This is a genomic window from Erythrobacter sp. S158 (genome assembly GCF_057364915.1).
Genome location: NZ_CP200279.1, coordinates 328,179 through 350,088 on the forward strand (window position 1 = coordinate 328,179; position 21,910 = coordinate 350,088).

A 21,910-nucleotide genomic window follows, 5' to 3' on the forward strand; every position below is an offset into this window, starting at 1 on the left:
CTCTATTCAGGCATCCCGGCATCGCGCGCAAACATGTAGGCGCGCTCGACCAATGGCGCGACACGTTCGCTCATCGACTTGGCGTGGGCGGAGGATGCCGTGCCGTCGATCACGCGCTTCTTGATGCCCTGCATGATGCCCGCAAGCCGGAACAGGTTGTAGGCAAAATACCAGTCCATCGGCGGCACGGGATAGCCGGTGCGCGCCACGTAGCGTTCGACCGCTTCTTCGACCGTGGGAATGCCGAGATCGCCCAGATCAAGCCCAAGCAGCCCCGCGCGCCCGTCTGCAGGCTGGAACCAGTTGAGCATCAGGTAGCTAAAATCCGCAATCGGATCGCCTAGCGTCGACAGCTCCCAATCGAGCACCGCGATGATGCGCGGCTCGGTCTTGTGAAAGATCACGTTGTCGAGCCGGTAGTCGCCGTGGACGACAGAGCTTTCGTGCTGCGGCGGAATCGTCTCGGGCAGCCACTCGATCAGACGCTCCATCTGAGGCATGTGCTCGGTTTCGGAGAGCTTGTACTGCTTCGACCAGCGCGAGATCTGGCGCGCGCAATAATCGGTTGGCTTGCCATAATCGCCAAGCCCGATTTCGGCAGGCTTGTTGAGATGCAGATCGGCCATCGTGTCGATCAGCGCGTGGTAATGGGCGCGGCGTTCCTCCGGCTCCATCCCCGGCAGCGCGCCATTCCAGAGCGAACGCCCATCGGCCATGCTCATCACGAAAAACTTGGAGCCGATAACTTCGGTGTCTTCGCAAAGGCCATAGGTCTTGGGCACCGGAAAGCCGGTCGGGTGGAGGCCCGTCATCGCCGCATATTCGCGGTCCACCGCGTGCGCTGACGGCAGCAGCTTGCCGAAGGGCTGGCGGCGCAGGACGTAATTGGTTTCCGGCGTCTCGATCTTGTAGGTCGGGTTCGACTGCCCGCCTTTGAACTTGGTGTAGCTGATCGGCCCGGCAAAGCCTTCGACATTGGCCTTGAACCACGCGGTCAGGCTGTCGAGGTCGAGCTTGTCGCGCTCTTCCACCTCGACCGTGCCGACCATTTCCTTATCAAAATCAATGTCCATCAGTCGAACATGACCACGCTGCGTGCGTGGCTCCCTTCGCGCATTTTGTCGAATCCGGCATTCACATCCTCGAGCCCGATGCGCTCTGCAATAATCGTGTCGAGGTCGAGCAGCCCGCGCATATAGAAATCGACAAGGCGCGGGAGGTCGACCGGGAAGTGGTTCATGCCCATGATCGCGCCCATCAGCTTTTTGCCGCCAAGCAGGTCCATCGCGCCCAGCCCGACCTTGCAGTCGAGCGGCATCATACCGAGGATCACCGCCGTCCCGCCGCGCCGCAGCGAGGCAACCGCGAGGTCTGCCGAGGCCTGACGACCCACAGCCTCGATCCCCCAGTGGACGCCGCCGCCCGAGATTTCGAGGATCTGCTTTGCCGCATCCTCGGCAAGGGCATCGACCGTGTGCGTCGCGCCCAGAACCTTTGCGAGTTCGCGCTTTTCGGGAAGCGGATCGGCCGCGATGACCTTGCCTGCGCCAGCGATCCTGGCTGCGTTGATCGTGGCAAGTCCCACGCCCCCGCAGCCGACCACAAGCACGGTTTCACCCGGCGTTACCTTGCAGGCGTTGAAGATCGTGCCTGCGCCCGTCGTGACCGCACATCCGATTACGGCAGCGCGGTCCAGCGGCATGTCCTTGTCAATCGCGACGCAGGCGTTTTCGTGGATCAGCATCTGCTCGGACAGGGCCGAGAGGTTGAGCATCTGGGCAACCGGTGAACCATCCGCGCGGGTCATGCGCGGCGCATCGCCCTTGCCCCGGCGGGTCGCCCCGCCAAGGCACAGCGCCATGCGGCCCGTCACGCAGAACTCGCAGGTTCCGCAAAAGGCGGAAAGGCACGAGACGACGTGATCGCCCGGCTTCACCGTTCGCACTTCACTGCCCACCGCGCGCACGACGCCAGCGGCTTCGTGGCCCGGCACGCAGGGCAGGGCATGCGGATAGGCACCGTCGATGAAGTGTAGGTCGGAGTGGCACAGGCCACACGCCTTGGTGTCGATCAGGACTTCGTGAGGGGCGGGGTCGGAATATTCGACCTCGCCGATCACTAGCCCCTCTCCCGGTTGCTCCAGGATTGCTGCTTTTGCCATCTTTGGCTTCCCCTCTCGCGCCCTTGCGGGCCTTTAAGTGTAGCTTAGCGAGCGACGCCCATGTCGCCCGAGCTGAACGCGCCTGCATCGTTCGCAGCGCCGCCACCTTCGCGCAGAGCGTTGGCGGTCGGGCCTTCCTGCGGTGCGTGCTTGCCGATTTCCATGCGCGCGATCGAGCGTGCGTGGACCTCGTCGGGACCATCGGCAAGGCGAAGCGTGCGCTGGTGAGCGTAGGCACTCGCGAGGCCATAATCCTCGGACACGCCGCCGCCGCCATGGGCCTGGATCGCATCGTCGATGATCTTGAGGGCCATGTTCGGGGCCTGCACCTTGATCATGGCGATTTCCTGCTTGGCCGACTTGTTGCCGACCTTGTCCATCATGTCTGCGGCCTTGAGGCACAGGAGGCGCGTCATGTCGATGTCGATGCGGGCACGCGCAATGCGCTCTTCCCAGACCGAGTGCTTGTAGATCGGCTTACCGAACGCCTCACGCTCCTGCAGACGGCGGCACATCTTGGCGAGCGCTTCTTCGGCAACGCCGATGGTGCGCATGCAGTGGTGAATACGGCCCGGGCCGAGGCGCCCCTGTGCGATCTCGAAACCGCGCCCTTCGCCAAGAAGCATGTTTGAGACAGGGACGCGCACGTCCTTCATTTCGACTTCCATGTGACCGTGCGGCGCATCGTCATAGCCGAAGACGGGCAGGTGTCGGATCACGTTCACACCGGGCGTGTCGATCGGCATGAGGACCATCGATTGCTGCGCGTGACGCTTGGCTTCGAAGTCGGTCTTGCCCATGACAATCGCGACCTTGCAGCGCGGATCGCCGAGCCCTGACGACCACCACTTGCGACCGTTGATGACGTATTCGTCGCCGTCGCGTTCGATCCGGGTTTCGATGTTCGTCGCGTCCGAAGATGCCGTGTAGGGTTCCGTCATCAGGAAGGCCGAACGGATTTCGCCGTTCATCAGCGGGCGAAGCCACTCTTCCTTCTGTTCGCGCGTGCCGTAGCGGTGGAACACTTCCATGTTGCCGGTGTCGGGAGCGGAGCAATTGAAGACTTCCGATGCCCAGCCGATGCGGCCCATTTCCTCTGCGCACAGCGCGTATTCAAGGTTGGTGAGGCCGGGGCCTTCGAATTCGAAGGTGTCGTCAACATGGTGGTGACTGTCATTGCGCGGGGGCATGAACAGGTTCCAGATGCCTTCGTCCTTGGCGATGGCTTTCTTGTCTTCGATGATCTGGATCACCTTCCAGCGGTCGCCCTCGGCATCCTGCTGCTTGTAGGTGTCCATGTTCGGGCGCACGTGCTTTTCGATGAAATTGCGCACGCGGTCGCGCCAATAGGCCTGGCGCTCTGTGGGTTCGAAATCCATGGGGGTGTTCCTCTCTCGTCCTTATCTGAAACCGAATCTGTTGAAATCGACCGTGGCAGAGCCGGTAAGCTGCGCCAAGGGTAAGTTTTGCTGATCAAATCACCGAATGGGCATCGGGGTCGGCGCGCGCGGCATCTCCGATGGTCTTGCCTCCCAGCGGCACGCCTTCATCCTTGCCGGCATGCCGACGATGGAGGCGTTCGAGCCGCGCTTCGTGTTCTTCGCGCCCGATTGGAAAGCTGCCGAGCCAGTACGCCGCGAGCAGTGCGAGCACGATCGAGGCGCTGCCATAATAGAGCACCATGTCGTTGATCACCGCGCCGGGTACCGAGCCGGGATCGGCGTCGGTCGAAAGCTGGGCAAGGCCGATAATCTGCCCGGTCAGAAAAATGCCTGCTCCGGTGGCGCATTTCTGGATCAGCCAGTTACCCGAATAAAAGGCAGCTTCGGCGCGGCGGTGGGTGCGCTCTTCAAACGCCTCGACGATTTCTGCGATCATCGAGGTGGCCGAGATCATCATCACGACGCCCAGCGTGTTGCCGAACAGAAGGAACGCGAAATAGCCATAGGTCGAGGCAGGCGTGCCTCGCTCGAACCACAGACCGGCAAGCAGCAGCGCGTAAGGCGTGAAACCGATCAGCAGCGCGCCCAGCGCGGCAATTGCGGCCGAGCGGGCCTTGCCCCATTTGCGGTGCATCGGGCCGACGATGACGAACATCAGCACCACGGACAGGAACAGTGTCGCCGGGAACAGGATCAGCTCGTTTTCTTTCAACTGCCAGACGAACAGGTTGAGGTAGTTGAGGATCGAGAACGTCATCCCCTGGCTGATATAAGCCGCGAGCGCGCCCGCAGCGAAGATCAGGAAGCTTTTCTCACTGAACGCATCGAAGATCTCGGCGAACGCGCCCTTCAATGAAAAGGGCGGCGGCTTATGCTCGGGCAGGTGCGCGACAAGGTAGTGCTGGCCCGCAGCCGACCCAATCACCGAAATCGCCATCAACCCGGCTCCGAACGCGCCGAAATAAATGTAACCCTCTTCCTGAAGCAGCCCGTCCGCGCCCGGCATGAACACTGTGTAGGCGAGCGCCATCATCAAGAGCCCGCCAAGCCAACCCGAAAGGAAGCGATAGCGGAAGAGCGTGGTGCGCTCGTCATAATCCTGCGTGATTTCAGGCACGAGGCTGACCGAGGGCACCTCGCACGCCGACAGCAGAATGCGCACCGCGATGGCGATGCCGACGAGGCCATAGAAGCTTGGCGCCTCTCCCCCCGGCGGGGACCACAGCATCACCCACACTACCGCAAGCGGGATGGGCGCGATGTAGAGCCACGGCAAGCGCCTGCCCCAGCGGGTGTAGGTGCGGTCGGAAAGGTTGCCGATGATCGGGTCAATCACCGCATCAACCAGAAGCGCAATCAGCAAAGCGAGGCTAACCAGCCGCGCATCCATGCCGAGCACCTGATTGTAGAAGATCAGCAGGAAGAACGAGAAACCGGAATCCTTCACCCCGAACGCAACCGCGCCGAAGCCGTGGATCAGCTTGAGACGACCGGGAAGCTTGCCTTGCGTAAACGCCATTACTGGCCTGCCGCATCAGCAGCGGCGGCGGCCTTAGCTTGTTCTTCCATCGCTTCGAGCCCGGCGAACAGCGTCTCTTCCTCCGGATCCCAGCAATGGCGCGGGCCGATGGTGATCCCGCCGTCAACGATGAGGGACGTGCCGGTGACGAAGCTCGCAGCCTCGCTTGCGAGATAGGCCACCGCTTCGGCGATGTCGCTTGGCTGCCCACCGCGCTTGACCGGCTGGGCGTTCGAGGAAAGCTGCGCGATGGCAGCGTTGGCCATCGTCTTCATCTCGTCCGGAATTTCGAGCGTGGAGGTGAAGATGTTGGTGTTGATGAAGCCGGGCTGGATCGCGTTCACGCGGATATCGTGCTGGGCCAAATCGGCAGCGGCACACTTGGTCAGGTGAAGAACGCCCGCTTTCGCAACGGCATAGGCGGTCGGCGAATAGCCCGGACCGACTGCTGCGACGCTGGAGACATTGACGATGCTCGCGCCTTTTCGCCCCTTCATGTGCGGCACGGCATAGCGGATGCCGAATGCGACTGAGCGAAGGACGAGGTCCATCGTCATGTCCCATTCGTCAGGCTCAATCTCGTCGATGCCGGGGCGCGCGCCGCCCGCTGCTGCATTGTTGAAGACGGTGTCGATGCCGCCTGTCTCGCTTGCAGCCTTGTCCATCAGGGCCTTGATCGAAGCGGGGTCGGTGACGTCGCAATGGACGAAGCGGACATCGCCCTCGCTCTCCGCCGCCAGCTTTTCACCGCCGACGCTGTCAATATCGCTTGCAAAAACGGTAGCACCCTCGCGGGCGAAAAGCTGCGTAGTGGCAAGGCCGATGCCCGATGCCGCGCCCGTGATGACTACCGTTTTTCCGGCGAATCTCATTAATTGTTACCCTCTCTTGCATCCTCAATTGCAACCTAATCGCAATGAGGCTTGCGTCAACGTAATCCGGATGACGTTACGGCATGCGAGCACACGCGAAGTGTGCTTGCGGCGCATGGACAAATGACGATAACGTAAGCGTCAACTTATCCCGCGAGAGACAAGAGAGAGGAGTCGCCTCCAATGGCTGACCAAACTGTGACCGATCTGGAAGCCTTCCGTCAGGAAACCCGAGAATGGCTTGAAGCCAATTGCCCCCCAGAAATGCGCCAACCCGTGCGCGAGGACGATGACGTCTATTGGGGCGGCGGCAATGCAACCTTCAAGAACGATGCGCAAAAGGCATGGTTCGAAGCCGCCCGCGACAAGGGCTACACCGTGCCAAGCTGGCCCAAGGAGTATGGCGGTGCAGGCCTCAGCGCACCCGAGGCCAAGATCCTTCGTCAGGAAATGAGCCGCATCGGCGCGCGCCCGCCGCTTTCATCCTTCGGTATCTGGATGCTCGGCCCGGCGCTTCTGCAATTCGGGACCGAGGGCCAGAAGAAGCGCTTCCTCAACGAAATTGCACGCGGCGAAATCCGCTGGTGCCAGGGCTATTCTGAGCCGGGCAGCGGCTCGGACCTCGTCTCGATGCAGACCTATGGCGAAGACAAGGGCGACCACTGGGTCGTCAACGGTCAGAAGATCTGGACCTCCTACGCCGATCAGGCCGACTGGATTTTCTGCCTTGTTCGCACCGACAAGAACGACAAGTACAAGGGCATCACCTTCATGTTGTTCGACATGGCGGGTGAGGGCGTCTCGACCAAACCGATCCTGCTGATCAGCGGCAACAGCCCGTTCTGCGAAACCTTCTTCGATGACGTGAAAGTGCCCAAGTCCTATGGCGAGGACGTTCCCGGCTATGTCGGCGAGGTGGGTCGCGGTTGGGACGTGGCGAAGTACCTCCTCGGCCACGAGCGCGAGATGATTTCGGGCATGGGCGGCGGTGAACGCACCGCAGCCATCGGCTCTGCCATGAAGCGCCATGCGGGCAAGAACGGCGACGACCTCGATCCGATCCTGCGCAGCGAGCTTGCCCTGTTCGACGTCGACGCACTCGCCTTCACCGCCATGGCTGAGAAGTTCATGGACGAGATGAAAGCGGGCAAGGGCCACCCGGCCCAGCCCAACATGATGAAGTATGTCGGCACCGAGCTGAACAAGCGCCGCCACGAACTGATGATGAGCGCAGGCGGTTCGCGCAGCCTTGAATGGGAAAGCGAAGAGACGAGCGGCGGCAAGCCCTCGCGCAACTGGCTTCGCACAAAGGCGAACTCGATCGAGGGTGGCACGTCCGAAGTCATGCTCAACGTGATTTCGAAGCGCATCCTCGAACTGCCGGGGGGCTAGGTTTCTTCGTCACCCCGGACTTGATCCGGGGTCCCGCTTTCTTCTCGCGGCGGGATAAAAGTGAGCGGGATCCCGGATCAAGTCCGGGATGACGGAAATTCAAAGGACTCACGAAATGCCCCTTTTTCACAACGAAGATCAGGCCATGCTGGCCGACAGCGCCAGCGGCTTCATGGCCGAAGAAGGCAACATCGCAAAGCAGCTGCGCCACTGGCGCGACCGCGATTGCAAGGACGGTTTCGGCCACGGCCTGTGGAAGCAGATGGCCGAAATGGGCTTCACCGGCATGCTGGTGGCCGAAGATGATGGCGGTCTTGGTATGGGCCATGTCGAGGCAGGGATTGTGCTTGAAGAGATCGGCCGCAACCTGACGCCTTCGCCGTTTCTGACATCGTCCGTGCTCGCCGCGACCGCGCTCGGTCACGGCAGTTCGGACATGAAGGGCCGTTATTTGCCGGGCCTGATCGAAGGCGAGAGCGTTTTTGCCGTCGCCATCGACGAGACCGCCAAGCACCGCCCCGACCGCATCACCACCCGCGCCGAGAAATCGGGCAACGGCTTCAAGCTGACCGGTTCCAAGAGCTTCGTGATCCACGGCGCCAGCGCGGACATGCTGGTCGTCGCCGCTCGCACCAGCGGGGCAGACGATGACGAGGATGGCATCACGCTCTTCGCCGTTCCCAAGGATGCGGCAAACATGAGCCACGACAGCGTTCGCCTCGTCGACAGCTCGATGGCAACGCACACGAAGTTCGACGGGACCATGCTCGATGGCGATGCAGTCATCGGCGAAGTCGATGGCGGGCGCGAGATCCTGAACGCGATGCTGAAAGCAGGCCGCGTGGGTGCAGCGTCCGAAGGTGTCGGCGTTGCACAAGGGGCGATGGACATGACTGTCGACTACCTCAAGCAGCGCAAGCAGTTCGGTAAGGTCATCGGCGAGTTCCAGGCGCTCCAGCACCGCGCATCGCACCTCTATTCCGAAGTCGAAATCGCCCGCGCCGCCACGATCAAGGCGCAGCAATTGCTCGACGCCGACAGCGAACGCGCCGACCTGATGATCTCGGTCGCCAAGGCCAAGGTCGCCAAGGCAGCCGGCCTTGCGGTCAAGGAAGGCGTGCAGATGCATGGCGGCATCGGCATGACCGACGAATACGACATCGGCCTTTACATGAAGCGCGACCGCGCGCTGCAGGAGTTCCTGGGCGATGCCTATTTCCACGCCAGCCGCGTTGCCGAGCTGAGCGGGTACTGAGGAGTTTAGAACATGGACATCAATTCACTTTTCGGCCTCGAAGGCCGCATCGCTCTCGTTACCGGCGGATCGCGCGGCATCGGCAAGATGATCGTCGAAGGCCTGCTCGCTGCAGGTTGCGAGCGGGTCTACATCGTCGCCCGCAAGAAGGAGCAGGTTGACGAAACCGCTGCCGAGCTTGGCGAGAAGGTCATCGGCCTTGTCGCAGATCTTTCGCAGATGGACGGCATCCAGCAACTTGCCGACGAGATCGCGGCCCGCGAAGACAAGCTCGACCTGCTCGTCAACAATGCAGGCGCTGCATGGGGTGAGCCTTTCACCGAGTTCAGCGAAGCGGGCTGGCACCGCACGATGGACCTGAACGTCAAGACGCCGTTCTTCCTCACGCAGAAGCTACATGGCCTGCTCAAGGCTGCCGGAACGCCTGAGCGTCCTGCCAAGGTTCTGATGATCGCCTCGATCGACGGGATGAAGACCAATCCGTGGCCGACCTATCCCTATCAGGCATCGAAGGCTGGCCTCATCCACCTCACCCGCCGCATGGCCGCAGAGCTGGTGAACGACAACATCATCGTCAACGGCATCGGCCCCGGCGCTTTCCCAAGCTCGATGAACAAGGCCGCGCGCGACAACGAAGACCTCGTCAAGCGCGGCATCCCCTCAAAGCGCGTCGGCGTAACCGAGGATATGGCAGGCGGGGCGATCTACCTCTTGAGCCGTGCAGGCGACTACGTGGTGGGCACCACCATCGCGATCGACGGCGGCGTGGTGAACGCCAATGTCGGCGCGGGCAACTTCGTCGATCCGTCGGGCGAGTGAGCCCACTCGCGACCGCGCGCTAACCCAGCCTTTGGCCCAAGAAGTGGACCGCATGTTACACGGTCTAGGGCCAAATGCTGGCATAGTGGCACCTTAGGCCGCAAAAGCGTCACTCTGACGCCAAATCTGTGACCTTTTGCATGCAAAGCGTCACTGTGCGGGCATGCAAAGTGTGACCTGGGAGGGGTCTGGGCTGCGGTATGAGAGCATCGATGATGTGAAAGAACTTTGCGCCGACTAGCAGCTAGGGCGCGAGTAGGAAAACGGCCGCGATTGGGTGGGGAGCGGTCATCAGTCAGAGACGAGCTGAATGAAGGTCATCACAAAATGGCTATCACCCTCACCGCTTGGCTTGATTGCTATAATCAACTTTGTGGTTCGATCATCAAGCTTGACGGACTCAATTTTCACCTGATCCTGTCCTTCAGTCACGGCCAAAATCCGGTAGCCGTTCTGTTCAAGATCGCCTGAATGGAAGGAAGCTAGCTCGCTGAGGCTCGCTTCTGTCGAGATCTGCATACCCAACCCGTCCATAAGCCTCATTGTTACAGTCGCGCCGGGATAAAGTGAAAGTTGGTAGGGCGCGGCCTGATCGACATCCTCACCAACTTCGATGCTGGAAGCAATGTCCTCAGCAGCAAGGGTGTCCGCGCCCGATGAGCACGAGATGGTCATTGCGGCCACAAACAAAAGGAACCATGCACTCATTGTCGGACTTATTCTTGTATCCACGGCCTACTCTCTTCCATCCTGAGCCTCGTGAGAGGCGCGATTAAATCGTAGACGATGTCTCAGTCCGCAACTGGGTCGAAAGCAGGCTTGCAACTAAGCTCGCCCGATTGGCTCAGGATCCGGCGGCCCGAGGCTTGCGCCTTTAATAGTCCCGCCGACACCTACCCCATCAATTCGCGCACGAACGGGATCAGCCCGGTCTGCCGCGTTCGCCGCATGCGTTCTGCGTCGAGCACTTCGCATACCCGCGCGAAGCATTCCTCGACACTGTCGTTGATGACGACGTAATCGTATTCGGCCCAGTGGCTGATCTCGGCGCGGGCGCGTTCCATGCGGGCGTCGATCACCTCGTCTGTGTCCTGCGCGCGCGCTTCGAGGCGGCGGCGAAGTTCATCGAGGCTGGGCGGGAGAACGAAGACGGTGACGACGTCCTGGTCGTCCTTCTGCTTCAGCTGCTGCGTGCCCTGCCAGTCGATGTCGAACAAGTAGTCCTGTCCTTGCTTGAGGCCTTCGCGGATATGGCCCTTGGGCGTGCCGTAGCGGTGCCCGAAGACATGCGCCCACTCGTAGAAATCGTCCTCCTCGACCATGCGGTCGAATTCGGCATCGGACACGAAGTGATAGTGCACGCCGTCTTCCTCGCCGGGGCGAGGCGGGCGAGTGGTGGCGGAGATCGACAGTCGGATTTCGGGATCTTTCGCCAGCAGCATGCGCGAAAGCGTCGTTTTGCCCGCGCCCGATGGCGAGGACAGGATGAAAAGCAGGCCGCGGCGTGCGAGTTTGTCGATGGTTTGGAAGTCGCCCATATCGCCCACTGACGTTATCGCGGCTCCAAATCAAGGGGGCTTTCGCCGCTATTCCTCCGAAGAGGTGAGCTTCGCAGCCCCTTCGCGGCGTTTGCGCAGCTGGCGGCTCTTGCCCCGGTCGTAGAGCGTCTTCGCAACCAGCGCGCCGGTCACGACGCCCAGGCCAAGCGGCGAGCGCGTGGCCAGCTTGCTCGCGCCGTAAAGGGCGAGCGAGGTGACGATGGTACGTCCGTCGAGAACTTCGCGGGCCTTGCCTTCATCGCCGTAGCTCGCCTTTGCGACCTGGCGTTCGACGTTCTGGCGAAACAGGGTCGATGCCCCGCGCATGATGATCTCTGCGATGACGAGGTTGGTGGCTGGATTGGTGCTGGGGACCGGGATGCGGGAATTGGCCTTTGCATCGGCGCTTGGCCGGACAAGTTCGCGCGCAACACTATCCCTGTCCAGCGCCTCGTCCTTGAGTTTGCTGGCCTTGTCGCGGGCGTAGTCACGCGCTCTGCGGGATCGTTTTTCGCTCATACCTTATCAACAAGGATAGCCGCAGATGGTTTCCAGCGCGTGTAAATGCACCAGCACAGATGATGCTTTGCTATTTCTTGCGCCCGAAATCGACAGTCACGACATTCGAGCCATCGCCGCCATCATCGGGATCGCCCTGAACCAGCACTTCGGCGTCGTTTTCAGCGTCTTCGTGCTCTTCAGGAGCAAGCTCCGAAACCGATGCCTGAAACTGCAGGCCGAAATCCACCGCCGGATCGACGAAGGCGGTGATCGCTGCGAACGGAATCTCGAGCTTGGCCGGGATCTGGTTGAAAGAAAGGCCGACGGTAAAGCCGTCCTCGCGCACTTCGAGGTCCCAGAACTTGTTCTGCAGGACGATGGTCATTTCGTCCGGGAAGCGTTCGCGCAGGTGAGCGGGAATCGAAACGCCGCTCGCCCCGGTCTTGAAAGTGATGTAGAAATGGTGGTTGCCGGGCAGTTCGCTGCCCCCACGCTCGATCTCTCCGAGCACACGCCCAACCACGGCGCGCAGCGCCTCCTGAACGATCTCGTCATACGGGATCAGGCTATCGGGTGTGTCTTCGGTCATCACGATACAAAGCGTGGCGAGCCTCGCGGCGCGGGTCAAGCGTTTCGTGAGCGATTGTATGCAATTATGCCAATCACCCGTTTGCACACCCCGACGAGAAGCCTATAGCGCGCGCCATGACTGACCAGCCAAGAACCGGAAAAGTTGAGCGGAAAACCGCAGAGACCTCGATCGAGATCGCGGTGAACCTCGACGGAACAGGCACTTATGACGTTTCGACGGGAATCGGTTTTCTCGATCACATGGTTGAGCAATTCTCAAAGCATTCGCTGATCGACGTGACGATGAAGGTCGAAGGCGACCTGCATGTCGACCAGCACCACACCACCGAGGATTCGGCGATTGCGCTGGGTCAGGCGCTCACCGATGCGCTTGGCGACAAGGCCGGGATCGGGCGGTATGGCAGCGCCTATTCTCCTATGGATGAGACGCTGAGCCGCGTGTCGCTCGACATTTCGGGACGGCCTTATCTCGTGTGGAAAGCACAGTTCAGCCAGGAGAAGCTTGGCGAATGGGACACTGAGCTGATCGAGCACTGGTTCCACTCGGTCGCACAATCGGCTGGCCTGACGCTCCATTGCGAGCTGCTCTACGGCACGAACAACCATCACATCTGCGAGAGCCTCTACAAGGGCTTTGCCCGCGCCATGCGCATCGCGGTCGAGCGCGACCCGCGCAAGGGCGGCGCCATTCCCAGCACGAAAGGGCAGCTCGGTGGCTGAGGTTGTCGCTCTCGTCGATTACGGCGCGGGCAATCTGCATTCGGTTTACAATGCGCTCAAAGCGGTCGGTGCGAACGTCAAAGTTACCGCCGATGCGAGCGTCGTGCGCGCAGCTGACCGCATCGTGCTTCCCGGAGTGGGCGCGTTCAAGGCGTGTGCCGATGGCCTGAAAGCCGTGCCGGGCATGGTCGAAGCGCTGCATGAACGGGTCGAGATCGGCGGTGCGCCGTTCCTCGGCATCTGCGTCGGCATGCAATTGCTTGCAGATCGCGGGCTTGAATATGGCACGCATAAGGGCCTTGGCTGGATTCCGGGCGAAGTGCGCCTGATCGAGCCGCACGATCCGTCAATCAAGGTTCCCCACATGGGCTGGAACGACGTTGCGATCATGCCTCACGCGCGCCGAAAGTCCGGGGGGCATCAGGTGATCGAGGAGGGCGAGGCTTATTTCCTCCACTCGTACCACTTCGTTGCCGAAGACCCGTATCACGTCGCGGCTTTGACCGACCACGGCGAAGGCCTTGTGGCAGCGGTCAGCCGCGCCAACATCGCCGGCGTGCAATTCCACCCTGAAAAGAGCCAGGCCTATGGTCTGGCGACCCTCGAACGTTTCCTGGAGTGGCGGCCTTGATTGTATTCCCAGCCATCGACCTCAAAGGCGGCGAAGTCGTGCGCCTTGCCGAAGGCGACATGGACCGCGCCACGATCTACGGCGATGATCCGGCAGCCCAAGCCATGATCTTCGCCGAAGCAGGAGCCGAGCACCTCCACGTGGTCGACCTCGACGGCAGCTTTGCTGGCGAGGGCCGCAACATCGAGGCGGTCAAAGCCATCGTCGAGCGCTTTCCCGGCTATGTGCAGCTGGGCGGCGGCATCCGCGATGCGAAGGCGGTTGAGGGCTGGTTTAACCTCGGTGTTGCGCGCGTGGTGATGGGTTCGGCTGCGCTCAAGGACCCCGAGTTCGTGCGAGAAATGGCGCGCGAATGGGAAGGCGGCATCGTTATCGCGGTCGACGCGAAAGACGGCATGGTCGCGACCGAGGGCTGGGCGGAAGTGTCCGACGTGCCCGTGGTCGACCTCGCGCGCCGCTTCGAGGATGCAGGCGTCGCCTCGCTTCTCTTCACTGATATTGGGCGCGATGGATTGCTCAAGGGCGTGAATATCGACGCGACCGTCGACCTAGCGCAGCGGGTCGACATTCCCGTGATTGCGAGCGGCGGGGTTAAGGGCCTCGATGACATTCACGTCCTCAGCCTCAACGCGCATAACGGGATCGAGGGCGTCATCACCGGACGTGCTCTCTATGAGGGCAAGCTGGACCTCGCGGCAGCAATCCAGATGGGAGCGCGGGCGTGACCGTTCGTATCCGCGTCATCCCCTGCCTCGACGTTGCCGATGGGCGCGTGGTGAAGGGCGTCAACTTCGTCGACCTGAAGGACGCAGGCGATCCGGTCGAACAGGCGCGCGCTTATGATGAGGCGGGGGCGGACGAGCTGTGTTTTCTCGACATCTCGGCCAGCCATGAAGGGCGCGGTACGCTGCTTGATATCGTCAAGCGCACCGCAGAGGTCTGCTTCATGCCGCTTACCGTCGGAGGCGGGGTTCGCAGTGTCGAGGACGCGCGTGCGCTGCTGCTCGCGGGCGCGGACAAGGTTGCGATCAATTCCGCCGCAGTCGCGCGGCCCGAACTGGTGAGCGAGATCGCTGCGAAATTCGGCAGCCAGTGCGTCGTTGCCAGCGTCGATGCGCGCCGTGTCACACCCGCGATACCCGTGCAGGGCGATGCACCCGAGCAAGGGCCGAAGTGGGAAATCTTCACCCATGGCGGACGCAAGCCGACCGGGATCGACGCGGTCGAATACGCAAAGAAAGTCGCTGAGCTTGGCGCGGGCGAATTGCTCGTGACCAGCATGGACGGCGACGGGACGCAGGCTGGGTACGACCTCGAACTCACCCGCACCATTGCCGATGCAGTGAGCATCCCCGTAGTGGCCAGCGGTGGCGTCGGCAATCTCGGACACCTCGTCGAAGGGGTGCGCGAAGGGCATGCGAGCGCGGTTCTGGCCGCCTCGATCTTTCACTTCGGCACCCACTCGATTGCCGAGGCGCACAAGGCCCTGCGCGATGCCGGCCTCCCGGCCCGAGGGACATAACTCTTGCCTGCGCGCGGTGTTTGAGCGAGACCCCGCGTCCATGGAAACCCTCGAACGCCTTGAACAGACTATCGCGCAGCGCCGTGCTGCCTCGCCCGAGACCAGCTACGTCGCCAAGCTTAACGCCAAAGGCTTGCCCAAGATCGCGCAGAAGCTCGGCGAGGAAGCGACCGAAGCGGTGATCGCGGCGGTCTCCGGCTCGAAGGAGGAGCTGGTCAGCGAAAGCGCCGACCTCATCTTCCACCTGCTCGTCCTGCTTCAGGCCAAGGGCGTCAGCCTCGACCACGTCCTTGCCGAACTCGACCGGCGCGAAGGGCTTTCGGGGATCGAGGAAAAAGCTTCACGCCCCTGATTCTAGTAGCACGGAGTAATTCATGCCGATCGACCCGACGCTGCCTTACGACGACGACAACATCTTCGCGAAAATCCTGCGCGGGGAAATCCCGTCAAACAAGGTCTACGAAGATGAGTGGGCTTTCGCGTTCGAGGACATCAATCCGCAGGCGGAAATTCACACGCTGGTGATCCCGAAGGGCAAGTATGTCAGCTGGGACGATTTCAGCGCCAAGGCGAGCGCCGACGAGATCGCCGGTTTCATCCGCGCGGTCGGCGAAGTCGCACGGATGAAGGGGCTCGTCGAACCCGGCTATCGCCTCATGGCGAATATCGGCGCGCATGGCGGGCAGGAAGTCCCGCACCTGCATGTCCATATCTTCGGCGGCCAGCCATTGGGGCCCATGATCTGGAAAAAGGGCTAACACCTCACCGCAGCTGAGATTCGTTTCGTCCCCGTTCATGCGGCCAGCGACAAACGCACCTTTCCAGCGAATCTCCGCTGCGCTAGGTGGCTTTGCAACATGGTAAAACCAACTCCTCCGGGCGGCGTCATCGATGGTTCGCAGCACCTTTATGCGGTGCGCGTCTATTACGAGGATACCGACCTGTCGGGCATCACCTATCACGCCAATTATCTGCGTTGGTTCGAGCGTGCTCGCAGCGATCTGTTGCGCATGCTCGGCATCGACCAGCGCGCAGAGATCGAGGCTGGGGCGGACGGGGCAGGCGTTGGCGGGGCCTATGCGGTTTCCGAAATACATCTCAAATATCTGCGGCCCGCAAAGCTCGATGACGACGTGGTGATCACCACCACCTGCACCGAACTGGGCGCGGCAAGCTGCCGGATGCACCAAGTGGCGCGGCGCGGAGACGAAGACCTGTGCGAAGCAACCTTGCGCGTCGGGTTCATCTCGCTCGAAGGCCGGCCCAAACGCCAGCCTGCCGAGTGGCGCGCCGCGTTCAAGACCTTCATGACACGAGAGGATAGCTAGAGAGTGCTGATTGACCTGTTGAGCGCCGGACTTGCCGAGGCTGGGGCGACCTCTCTGGGGCCGACGCGGCTCGATCCGATCGAGCTGTTTCTGGAAGCCGACATCGTGGTGCAGGCGGTGATGATCGGCCTGATCCTCGCCAGCATCTGGACCTGGGCGATCATCGTTTCGTTCCTGCTGCGCATCGGCAAGCTCAACTCCGCCTCGCGCGAATACGAGGCCGAGTTCTGGGACACCCGCGACCGAGAAGCCGTGCTGACCAAGCAGCGCCGCGCCAAGGTTCCCTCGGCGCGCGTTGCGGGCGCTGGTTTGGACGAATGGCGCCGGTCGACCAAGGGCGGGGCACCCGATCGCCCTGCCGCTCGCCAGCGGATCGGTGCTGCGATGGAGAGCCAGGTTGCCGAAGAGGCAGACGATCTCGCGGGCAAGCTGAACTTCCTTGCCACCACCGGATCGGTCGCGCCCTTTGTGGGCCTGTTCGGGACCGTGTGGGGCATCATGAACAGCTTCTTTCAGATCGGTGCGCAGCAATCGGCCTCGCTCGCCGTTGTCGCGCCGGGCATCGCGGAGGCGCTGTTCGCCACCGCCATCGGCCTTTTCGCCGCTATTCCGGCGGTGATCGCTTACAACCGCTTCTCGAACTCGGTGAACCAGTACGAGGCAAAGCTGCAACGCTTTGCCGACAAGGTTCACGCAGGCCTCAGCCGAGAGCTGGATAGAACATGAGCGCTGGCAGCCAAATCGGTTGCAAAGCAACCGCAAGGGCGACCGCCCGCCCGCAGCGTGCGCAGCTTTGCTGCGCGTCTAGCGAGGATCGCGCGCCCGGATGGGCGTGCGCAGACCAGTAATGGCGATGGGCCTCACCACTCCCGGCAAACGCCGTGGGAAGCGCGGAAAGCGCGCGGCCATGGCGGAGATCAACGTTACGCCGCTCGTCGACGTGATGCTGGTGCTGCTCATCATCTTCATGGTGACGGTGACGCTTCCCGCCGTGGGCGTGCCGATCGAACTGCCCGAAAGCCGGGCTAACGCGGTCGAGGAAGCACCCGAGCAGGTGACTATCAGCATCGACAGCGAAGGCCGCGTCTATATCGGCGATAATGCCGTGCCCACGGGCGCTCTGCCCGATGCGCTGGCGACGCTTGACCGCAACGCTGCGGGCGAGCTTCCGACGATTGTCCTGCGCGGAGATCGCAGCCTCGACTATGGCCGAGTGATGGCAGTGATGGGGGAGCTGGGACGCGCCGGCTTCACCTCGATATCGCTGGTCACCGACGGTTCAGTTACTCCCCCATAGCGAGAGGCAGAGATGGGAGAGAGCACGTTCAGGAGAGAAGACAGGATCGGGCTGATCGCCGCGATCGTGCTGCACGGCGCGCTGGTCGCGCTGCTTGCGGCGCAGGTCCTTTTCGCGCCTGAACCCTTCACCCCGCCTCAACGCGTCGCGGTAAGCCTCGCTACCGAAGTCAGCCTTGAATCGACAGCGCCCAATCCAACGCCCGAAAGCCGCGCGGCGATTGCGCCGACGCTTACTGATGTGCCTTCTCCGCCTCAGGAGGCTTCGTCCGAGCCTGCCGAGGAAACCGCGCCGCCAACCCCGCCGCGCCCGCAGTCTCGCACTCAGCCACGCACACAAGCCCCGCCCGACACCCGCGACCGTCGCCGTCCAGAGGAAACCCGCCAGCAACCTTCACAGCGCCGCGCTGAGCAGCCCGCAGGCGGCAGCCTCATCGGCGACAACTTCCTCGAAGGGCAGGGCAGCTCAACTCAGACCGACACGACGAGCGCCCCGGCCGCTACGTTTGGCCGGGCCGAACAGTCGGCCCTGCGCTCCGCGATCACGCGCCAGTTGCGCCCCCATTGGAGCGCGCCTTCAGGGGTAGAGGCTGAGTTGCTGGAATCGGAGGTACGATGGAAGCTAAACCCTGATGGAAGCCTCGTCGGTCGCCCCACATGTCGCACCAACCCGTCCACGGTGACGGAAAGCAACCGACCGCAGGCTGGCCTGCACTGCGAACGCGCAATTCGCGCAGTCCAGCTTGCCGCCCCTTTCAACTTGCCCGAGCAGTTCTACAATCGCTGGAAAGACCTCGTGTGGGATTTCAACAGAAGGCTCTGACCCCATGAAGACCAAGATTTTCGTCACCCTCCTCGCCGGCCTGATGGCCACGTCCGCGTCGATAGCGACCGCTCAGAATCAGGACCTCGGCGAACCGCTTGGTGAAGGCGGTGAGGTCGAGGATATCGCGATCGAGGGCGGTGACGGCGAGGAGCTAGGCCCGCTGCGCGGTACCGTGACCGACGAAAGCGACTGGCAGGATCTCGGTATCGCGATCCCGTCTTTCGCGACCGACGCCAATCGTGCGACTCCGGCGAACAGCGACGGCACCGCCGCGCTTGGCCGCGAGATCGCGCGCGTCATCACCGCGAACCTGCGCAACAATGGCCTGTTCAAGCCGACCGGTCCCGACAGCTTGCCCGAGCCGCGCTTTCAGCAGATCACCGCGCCCAGCTGGTCGAGCTGGACCGGACGCGGAGCTGAGATGCTGGTGCACGGCTATGTCCGCGCGCGTGGTGACGATCGGCTGGTGGTGGGCTGCTACCTCTACGACGTCGCGCTTCAGGACGAACTTATCCGCGAAGGCTGGGTGGTCAGGCCTGCAGACTGGCGCCGCGCGGCACACAAATGCTCCGACCTCATCTATGCACGTCTGACGGGGGAGAGCCCGTTTTTTGACAGCCGCATCGCCTACATCGCCGAGACCGGGCCCAAGGATAACCGCGTCAAGCGCCTCGCAGTGATGGATTCGGACGGCGCGAACCACCGCTTCCTCACCCTCGGCAGCGCGACCGCGCTCACCCCGCGCTATTCGCCCGACTATTCGAAGATCCTCTACCTGTCCTATGTCGACGGAAATCCGCGCATCTACGTCTATGACATTGGCAGCGGTCAGCAGACGCTGGTGACCGAAAACCAGAACCCGACGCTCGCGCCGCGCTGGTCGCCCGATGGCCGCCATATCCTCTTTTCAATGGCCGTTGCGGGCAACACGGACATCTACCGCGTGCCTGTCACAGGCGGTCGCAGCGAGCGGCTGACCAATACGCCGGGGATCGACATTGGCGGTTCCTATTCGCCCGATGGTCGCCGGATCGTGTTCGAGAGCGACCGTTCGGGCACACAGCAATGCTATATCATGGATGCGGATGGATCGAACCAGCGGCGCATCACCTTTTTCGGAGGCCGATGCGCGACGCCAGAATGGAGCCCGCGCGGCGATCAGATCGCTTTCACCCGCATTGCAGGCGACTTCAACGTTGCCGTCATGACCCCATCGGGAGGGTCCTTGCGCGTCCTCACAAACGGCTGGCAGGACGAGGCCCCCACCTGGGCGCCCAATGGCCGAATCATCCAGTTTTTCCGGACCACCCGCGATGCCGGTCGTTCCTCGCTGTGGCAGGTCGACCTCACCGGCCGCAACGAAAGGAGATTGCCGACGCCGGTCGATGCATCGGACCCCGCATGGGGACCCATTCGTCCCTGATTGCGTTTTACCCTCACGAACTTACAAGGTTAAACCTGACCGGTGCGCATTGCTGACCGGCTCCAAGATAGGAGAGCAAATTTATGACTTTCTCCGTTTCCAAAGCGGCCACGCTCGCTCTGATGACTTCCGCACTTGCGCTGGGCGCGTGTGCCAAGAAGGCTCCCGAAGAATTGCCGCCCGCGCCGGTTTCGACCCCGACGCCGACCCCGGCGCCGGCTCCGACCGCTCCGACTGGCCCGGTTCCCGGTACTCAGGGCCACTTCGAGGCTGCAGTCGGATCGTCGAGCGTCATCTATTTCGACACCGACCGCTTCAACATCGACAGCACCGATGCTGCCGCACTTCAGGCGCAGGCGCAGTATTTCGCACGCTTCCCGCAGCTGACCTTCACCATCGAAGGCCACTGCGACGAACGCGGCACGCGCGAATACAACCTTGCCTTGGGTGAGCGGCGTGCCAATGCGGCGAAGAACTATCTTGTCAGCTTGGGCGTGTCGCCGAACCGCATCCGCACTGTCAGCTACGGCAAGGAGCGCCCTGTCGCGCTTGCCTCAACGCCAGCGGCCTGGTCGCAGAACCGCCGCGCTGCGAGCATCATCATCAACTGATCGCGAAAATCACGGACCATGCGCCCGTCTCTCCCGACAGGGAGGGGCGGGCGTTTGCTTTTGCGTTGGAGCGCTTACTTCGCGCTTGAGCTTGTAGAGATGACCTGAGCCACGGGACCGGCAGCGCTAATCTGCACATCACGGTCCGCTCCGACCCGCGCGACAAGCGCGAGGCAGACCAGCGCGAGGGCTGAGAACAGACTGGATATGGTCAGTTGCTGGCTCATCGGGTCCTGATTGAGTGCTGCGATATGCAGCGAAGAAGTGAACGCTTAGTTGCAATGCAACATTTCACATCGCAACTGGTTCCACATCTTTGCAATCTGCGCCACCGACCCTAGGTTAGGCGCGTGATCTATCCGACCAACGACATTTGCTCACGCGAGCCCAGCCCAATCGCTTTCTGCCATGCCTAAGGCGCGTCGCTCGAATGACTGGGGTTTCCCGCGCTGGCGTGGCTATGGCTCGTCGCGCGAGACAACCAATGTGCGCATCTGCGACCGGCACGGCTGCGATGAGCCAGGTGACTGTCCCGCGCCCAAGTCACCCAACAGCCCGGACCGCTGGTATTTCTGCCAGGCCCATGCCGCTGAATACAACAAGGGCTGGGACTATTTCGAAGGGCTCGACAAGGAGCAGAAGGAAGAACGCGCCAAGGCCGAGCGGGCCGAAAGCGCGGGCTATGCCGAGGCTTCGCATTACGGCTGGACCGGTTCAGGCGATGGTTCTCGCAGTGCAGATGAGATGCGCGCGCTCGATGTGCTTGAGCTGGAGGCGGATGCGGATTTTTCGGCGATCAAGAAAGCCTACCGCGCCAAGGCCAAGCTGGTGCACCCTGACGTGAAACCGGGAGACGAGGAGGCCGCTCAGGAGTTTCAGAAGCTCCAGGTCGCTTACGAAGTCCTGCGCGCTGCCGAAGAGCGACGCGAGTGGAAAGGTTAGGCCGCGCTACTCGAAACCGGGCGTTTACCGCAGACTTGGTTCAAACGAATATATAAAGCGATGGCGGCTGTTGTATTCATGGCCTGGCATGGCCATCTACTAATCAGCTACCAGTCGTAATCGACGGTGATCGCTTTCTACATCGAAAGCCCTTTCCTTCAGTTCCGCCTCATAGTCGCAGCCGGGTCAATTCTGGCGCGCTGCAAACTCGTATGAAGGAATGACACATGGCACACTTTGGCAAAATCAAGAGCTACGACAGTAGCATGGGCGCAGGCTCGATCACCGCAGAGAAAGGCGGCGACGTGCTCAGGTTCAAGAAGGCCGACCTTCAACAGGAAGGTCAGGTCCCGAAGGTCGATCAGCGTTACAGCTACGAAACGAAGGAAGTCGATGGCGGCAAGAAGTCCGCCGTGAACCTGCAACACCAGCAGGGCGACGGCCAGAACCAGAAGAATCAGGCCAGCAAACAGCAGGGCTGACAACAACGCAAGGCCGGGGGGCAATCATCCCCCCGGCTC

The 21,910-nt window shown here is 62.0% G+C and carries 26 protein-coding genes; 17 read left to right on the forward strand and 9 right to left on the reverse strand.

The features are described 5' to 3' along the window. Window positions 1-2: 2 nt before the first annotated feature. The 5 genes from AC0V6T_RS01795 to AC0V6T_RS01815 all read right to left on the reverse strand — a co-directional run bounded on the left by AC0V6T_RS01795 (window position 3) and on the right by AC0V6T_RS01815 (window position 5,994). A complete protein-coding gene (locus AC0V6T_RS01795) occupies window positions 3-1,073 on the reverse strand; it encodes a phosphotransferase family protein (protein ID WP_486123813.1) in 1,071 nt (356 codons plus the stop codon). Beyond that, window positions 1,073-2,161, reverse strand: a complete 1,089-nt coding sequence (locus AC0V6T_RS01800) for a Zn-dependent alcohol dehydrogenase (RefSeq protein ID WP_486123815.1) — start codon at window positions 2,159-2,161, stop codon at window positions 1,073-1,075. Before AC0V6T_RS01800 ends, AC0V6T_RS01795 begins: the two co-directional genes overlap by 1 nt. A 44-nt stretch (window positions 2,162-2,205) precedes the next feature. After that, a complete protein-coding gene (locus tag AC0V6T_RS01805; protein WP_486123817.1) occupies window positions 2,206-3,540 on the reverse strand; it encodes an acyl-CoA dehydrogenase family protein in 1,335 nt (444 codons plus the stop codon). 94 nt (window positions 3,541-3,634) lie between these two features. Further along, window positions 3,635-5,122: an MFS transporter gene (locus AC0V6T_RS01810; RefSeq protein WP_486123819.1), complete on the reverse strand. Its 1,488-nt coding sequence runs from the start codon at window positions 5,120-5,122 to the stop codon at window positions 3,635-3,637. Then, the gene (locus AC0V6T_RS01815; protein ID WP_486123821.1) at window positions 5,122-5,994 is read right to left on the reverse strand and encodes an SDR family NAD(P)-dependent oxidoreductase; all 873 of its coding nucleotides are present in this window, start codon (window positions 5,992-5,994) and stop codon (window positions 5,122-5,124) included. Before AC0V6T_RS01815 ends, AC0V6T_RS01810 begins: the two co-directional genes overlap by 1 nt. A gap of 198 nt (window positions 5,995-6,192) precedes the next feature. Here AC0V6T_RS01815 and AC0V6T_RS01820 point away from each other — a divergent pair, with 198 nt between their 5' ends. From AC0V6T_RS01820 to AC0V6T_RS01830, 3 genes are all read left to right on the forward strand, one after another. Continuing rightward, complete coding sequence (locus AC0V6T_RS01820) at window positions 6,193-7,386, forward strand: acyl-CoA dehydrogenase family protein (RefSeq protein WP_486128464.1); 1,194 nt, start codon at window positions 6,193-6,195, stop codon at window positions 7,384-7,386. A 115-nt stretch (window positions 7,387-7,501) separates the two neighbouring features. After that, entirely contained in the window at window positions 7,502-8,641 is a 1,140-nt protein-coding gene (locus AC0V6T_RS01825) for an acyl-CoA dehydrogenase family protein (protein ID WP_486123823.1), read from the forward strand. A 12-nt stretch (window positions 8,642-8,653) separates the two neighbouring features. Beyond that, the gene (locus tag AC0V6T_RS01830) at window positions 8,654-9,460 is read left to right on the forward strand and encodes an SDR family oxidoreductase (protein WP_486123825.1); all 807 of its coding nucleotides are present in this window, start codon (window positions 8,654-8,656) and stop codon (window positions 9,458-9,460) included. 291 nt (window positions 9,461-9,751) lie between these two features. On the opposite strand, the gene AC0V6T_RS01835 is transcribed toward AC0V6T_RS01830, so the two are convergent. The 4 genes from AC0V6T_RS01835 to AC0V6T_RS01850 all read right to left on the reverse strand — a co-directional run bounded on the left by AC0V6T_RS01835 (window position 9,752) and on the right by AC0V6T_RS01850 (window position 12,088). Then, window positions 9,752-10,168: a hypothetical protein gene (locus tag AC0V6T_RS01835; RefSeq protein WP_486123827.1), complete on the reverse strand. Its 417-nt coding sequence runs from the start codon at window positions 10,166-10,168 to the stop codon at window positions 9,752-9,754. 185 nt (window positions 10,169-10,353) lie between these two features. Then, window positions 10,354-10,998 carry a guanylate kinase gene (gmk, locus tag AC0V6T_RS01840; RefSeq protein ID WP_486123829.1) on the reverse strand — a complete coding sequence of 215 codons (645 nt, stop codon included), beginning with the start codon at window positions 10,996-10,998 and terminating at the stop codon, window positions 10,354-10,356. A gap of 48 nt (window positions 10,999-11,046) precedes the next feature. Beyond that, a complete protein-coding gene (locus tag AC0V6T_RS01845) occupies window positions 11,047-11,517 on the reverse strand; it encodes a hypothetical protein (protein WP_486123831.1) in 471 nt (156 codons plus the stop codon). A 70-nt stretch (window positions 11,518-11,587) separates the two neighbouring features. Continuing rightward, window positions 11,588-12,088 (reverse strand): SspB family protein, encoded by a 501-nt coding sequence (locus tag AC0V6T_RS01850; RefSeq protein ID WP_007165124.1) that lies wholly within the window; start codon window positions 12,086-12,088, stop codon window positions 11,588-11,590. A gap of 116 nt (window positions 12,089-12,204) precedes the next feature. Here AC0V6T_RS01850 and hisB point away from each other — a divergent pair, with 116 nt between their 5' ends. The 14 genes from hisB to AC0V6T_RS01920 all read left to right on the forward strand — a co-directional run bounded on the left by hisB (window position 12,205) and on the right by AC0V6T_RS01920 (window position 21,871). Continuing rightward, complete coding sequence (gene hisB / locus AC0V6T_RS01855) at window positions 12,205-12,810, forward strand: imidazoleglycerol-phosphate dehydratase HisB (protein ID WP_007165123.1); 606 nt, start codon at window positions 12,205-12,207, stop codon at window positions 12,808-12,810. Further along, the gene (hisH, locus tag AC0V6T_RS01860; RefSeq protein WP_486123834.1) at window positions 12,803-13,441 is read left to right on the forward strand and encodes an imidazole glycerol phosphate synthase subunit HisH; all 639 of its coding nucleotides are present in this window, start codon (window positions 12,803-12,805) and stop codon (window positions 13,439-13,441) included. The genes hisB and hisH overlap by 8 nt, the downstream gene beginning before the upstream one ends. Then, complete coding sequence (gene hisA, locus AC0V6T_RS01865) at window positions 13,438-14,166, forward strand: 1-(5-phosphoribosyl)-5-[(5-phosphoribosylamino)methylideneamino]imidazole-4-carboxamide isomerase (protein ID WP_486123836.1); 729 nt, start codon at window positions 13,438-13,440, stop codon at window positions 14,164-14,166. Before hisH ends, hisA begins: the two co-directional genes overlap by 4 nt. Beyond that, the gene (gene hisF / locus AC0V6T_RS01870; protein WP_486123837.1) at window positions 14,163-14,963 is read left to right on the forward strand and encodes an imidazole glycerol phosphate synthase subunit HisF; all 801 of its coding nucleotides are present in this window, start codon (window positions 14,163-14,165) and stop codon (window positions 14,961-14,963) included. Before hisA ends, hisF begins: the two co-directional genes overlap by 4 nt. A 40-nt stretch (window positions 14,964-15,003) precedes the next feature. Further along, on the forward strand, window positions 15,004-15,315 hold the full coding sequence (locus AC0V6T_RS01875) for a phosphoribosyl-ATP diphosphatase (protein WP_486123839.1): 312 nt from the start codon (window positions 15,004-15,006) through the stop codon (window positions 15,313-15,315). A gap of 22 nt (window positions 15,316-15,337) precedes the next feature. Then, the gene (locus AC0V6T_RS01880; protein ID WP_007165118.1) at window positions 15,338-15,721 is read left to right on the forward strand and encodes a histidine triad nucleotide-binding protein; all 384 of its coding nucleotides are present in this window, start codon (window positions 15,338-15,340) and stop codon (window positions 15,719-15,721) included. A 99-nt stretch (window positions 15,722-15,820) separates the two neighbouring features. After that, a complete protein-coding gene (locus tag AC0V6T_RS01885) occupies window positions 15,821-16,291 on the forward strand; it encodes a YbgC/FadM family acyl-CoA thioesterase (protein WP_007165117.1) in 471 nt (156 codons plus the stop codon). 3 nt (window positions 16,292-16,294) lie between these two features. Then, complete coding sequence (gene tolQ / locus AC0V6T_RS01890) at window positions 16,295-17,017, forward strand: protein TolQ (RefSeq protein ID WP_486123841.1); 723 nt, start codon at window positions 16,295-16,297, stop codon at window positions 17,015-17,017. Window positions 17,018-17,138: 121 nt separating this feature from the next. After that, window positions 17,139-17,588 (forward strand): ExbD/TolR family protein, encoded by a 450-nt coding sequence (locus tag AC0V6T_RS01895; protein ID WP_007165115.1) that lies wholly within the window; start codon window positions 17,139-17,141, stop codon window positions 17,586-17,588. Between the two features lie 12 nt (window positions 17,589-17,600). Next, window positions 17,601-18,410 (forward strand): energy transducer TonB, encoded by an 810-nt coding sequence (locus tag AC0V6T_RS01900; RefSeq protein WP_486123843.1) that lies wholly within the window; start codon window positions 17,601-17,603, stop codon window positions 18,408-18,410. Window positions 18,411-18,414: 4 nt separating this feature from the next. Beyond that, a complete protein-coding gene (gene tolB, locus AC0V6T_RS01905; protein WP_486123845.1) occupies window positions 18,415-19,836 on the forward strand; it encodes a Tol-Pal system beta propeller repeat protein TolB in 1,422 nt (473 codons plus the stop codon). Between the two features lie 83 nt (window positions 19,837-19,919). After that, window positions 19,920-20,447 (forward strand): peptidoglycan-associated lipoprotein Pal, encoded by a 528-nt coding sequence (pal, locus tag AC0V6T_RS01910; protein ID WP_486123847.1) that lies wholly within the window; start codon window positions 19,920-19,922, stop codon window positions 20,445-20,447. A gap of 408 nt (window positions 20,448-20,855) precedes the next feature. Beyond that, the gene (locus tag AC0V6T_RS01915) at window positions 20,856-21,389 is read left to right on the forward strand and encodes a J domain-containing protein (RefSeq protein ID WP_007165110.1); all 534 of its coding nucleotides are present in this window, start codon (window positions 20,856-20,858) and stop codon (window positions 21,387-21,389) included. 227 nt (window positions 21,390-21,616) lie between these two features. Then, the gene (locus tag AC0V6T_RS01920) at window positions 21,617-21,871 is read left to right on the forward strand and encodes a cold-shock protein (protein ID WP_486123850.1); all 255 of its coding nucleotides are present in this window, start codon (window positions 21,617-21,619) and stop codon (window positions 21,869-21,871) included. The last annotated feature ends 39 nt before the right edge of the window (window positions 21,872-21,910 follow it).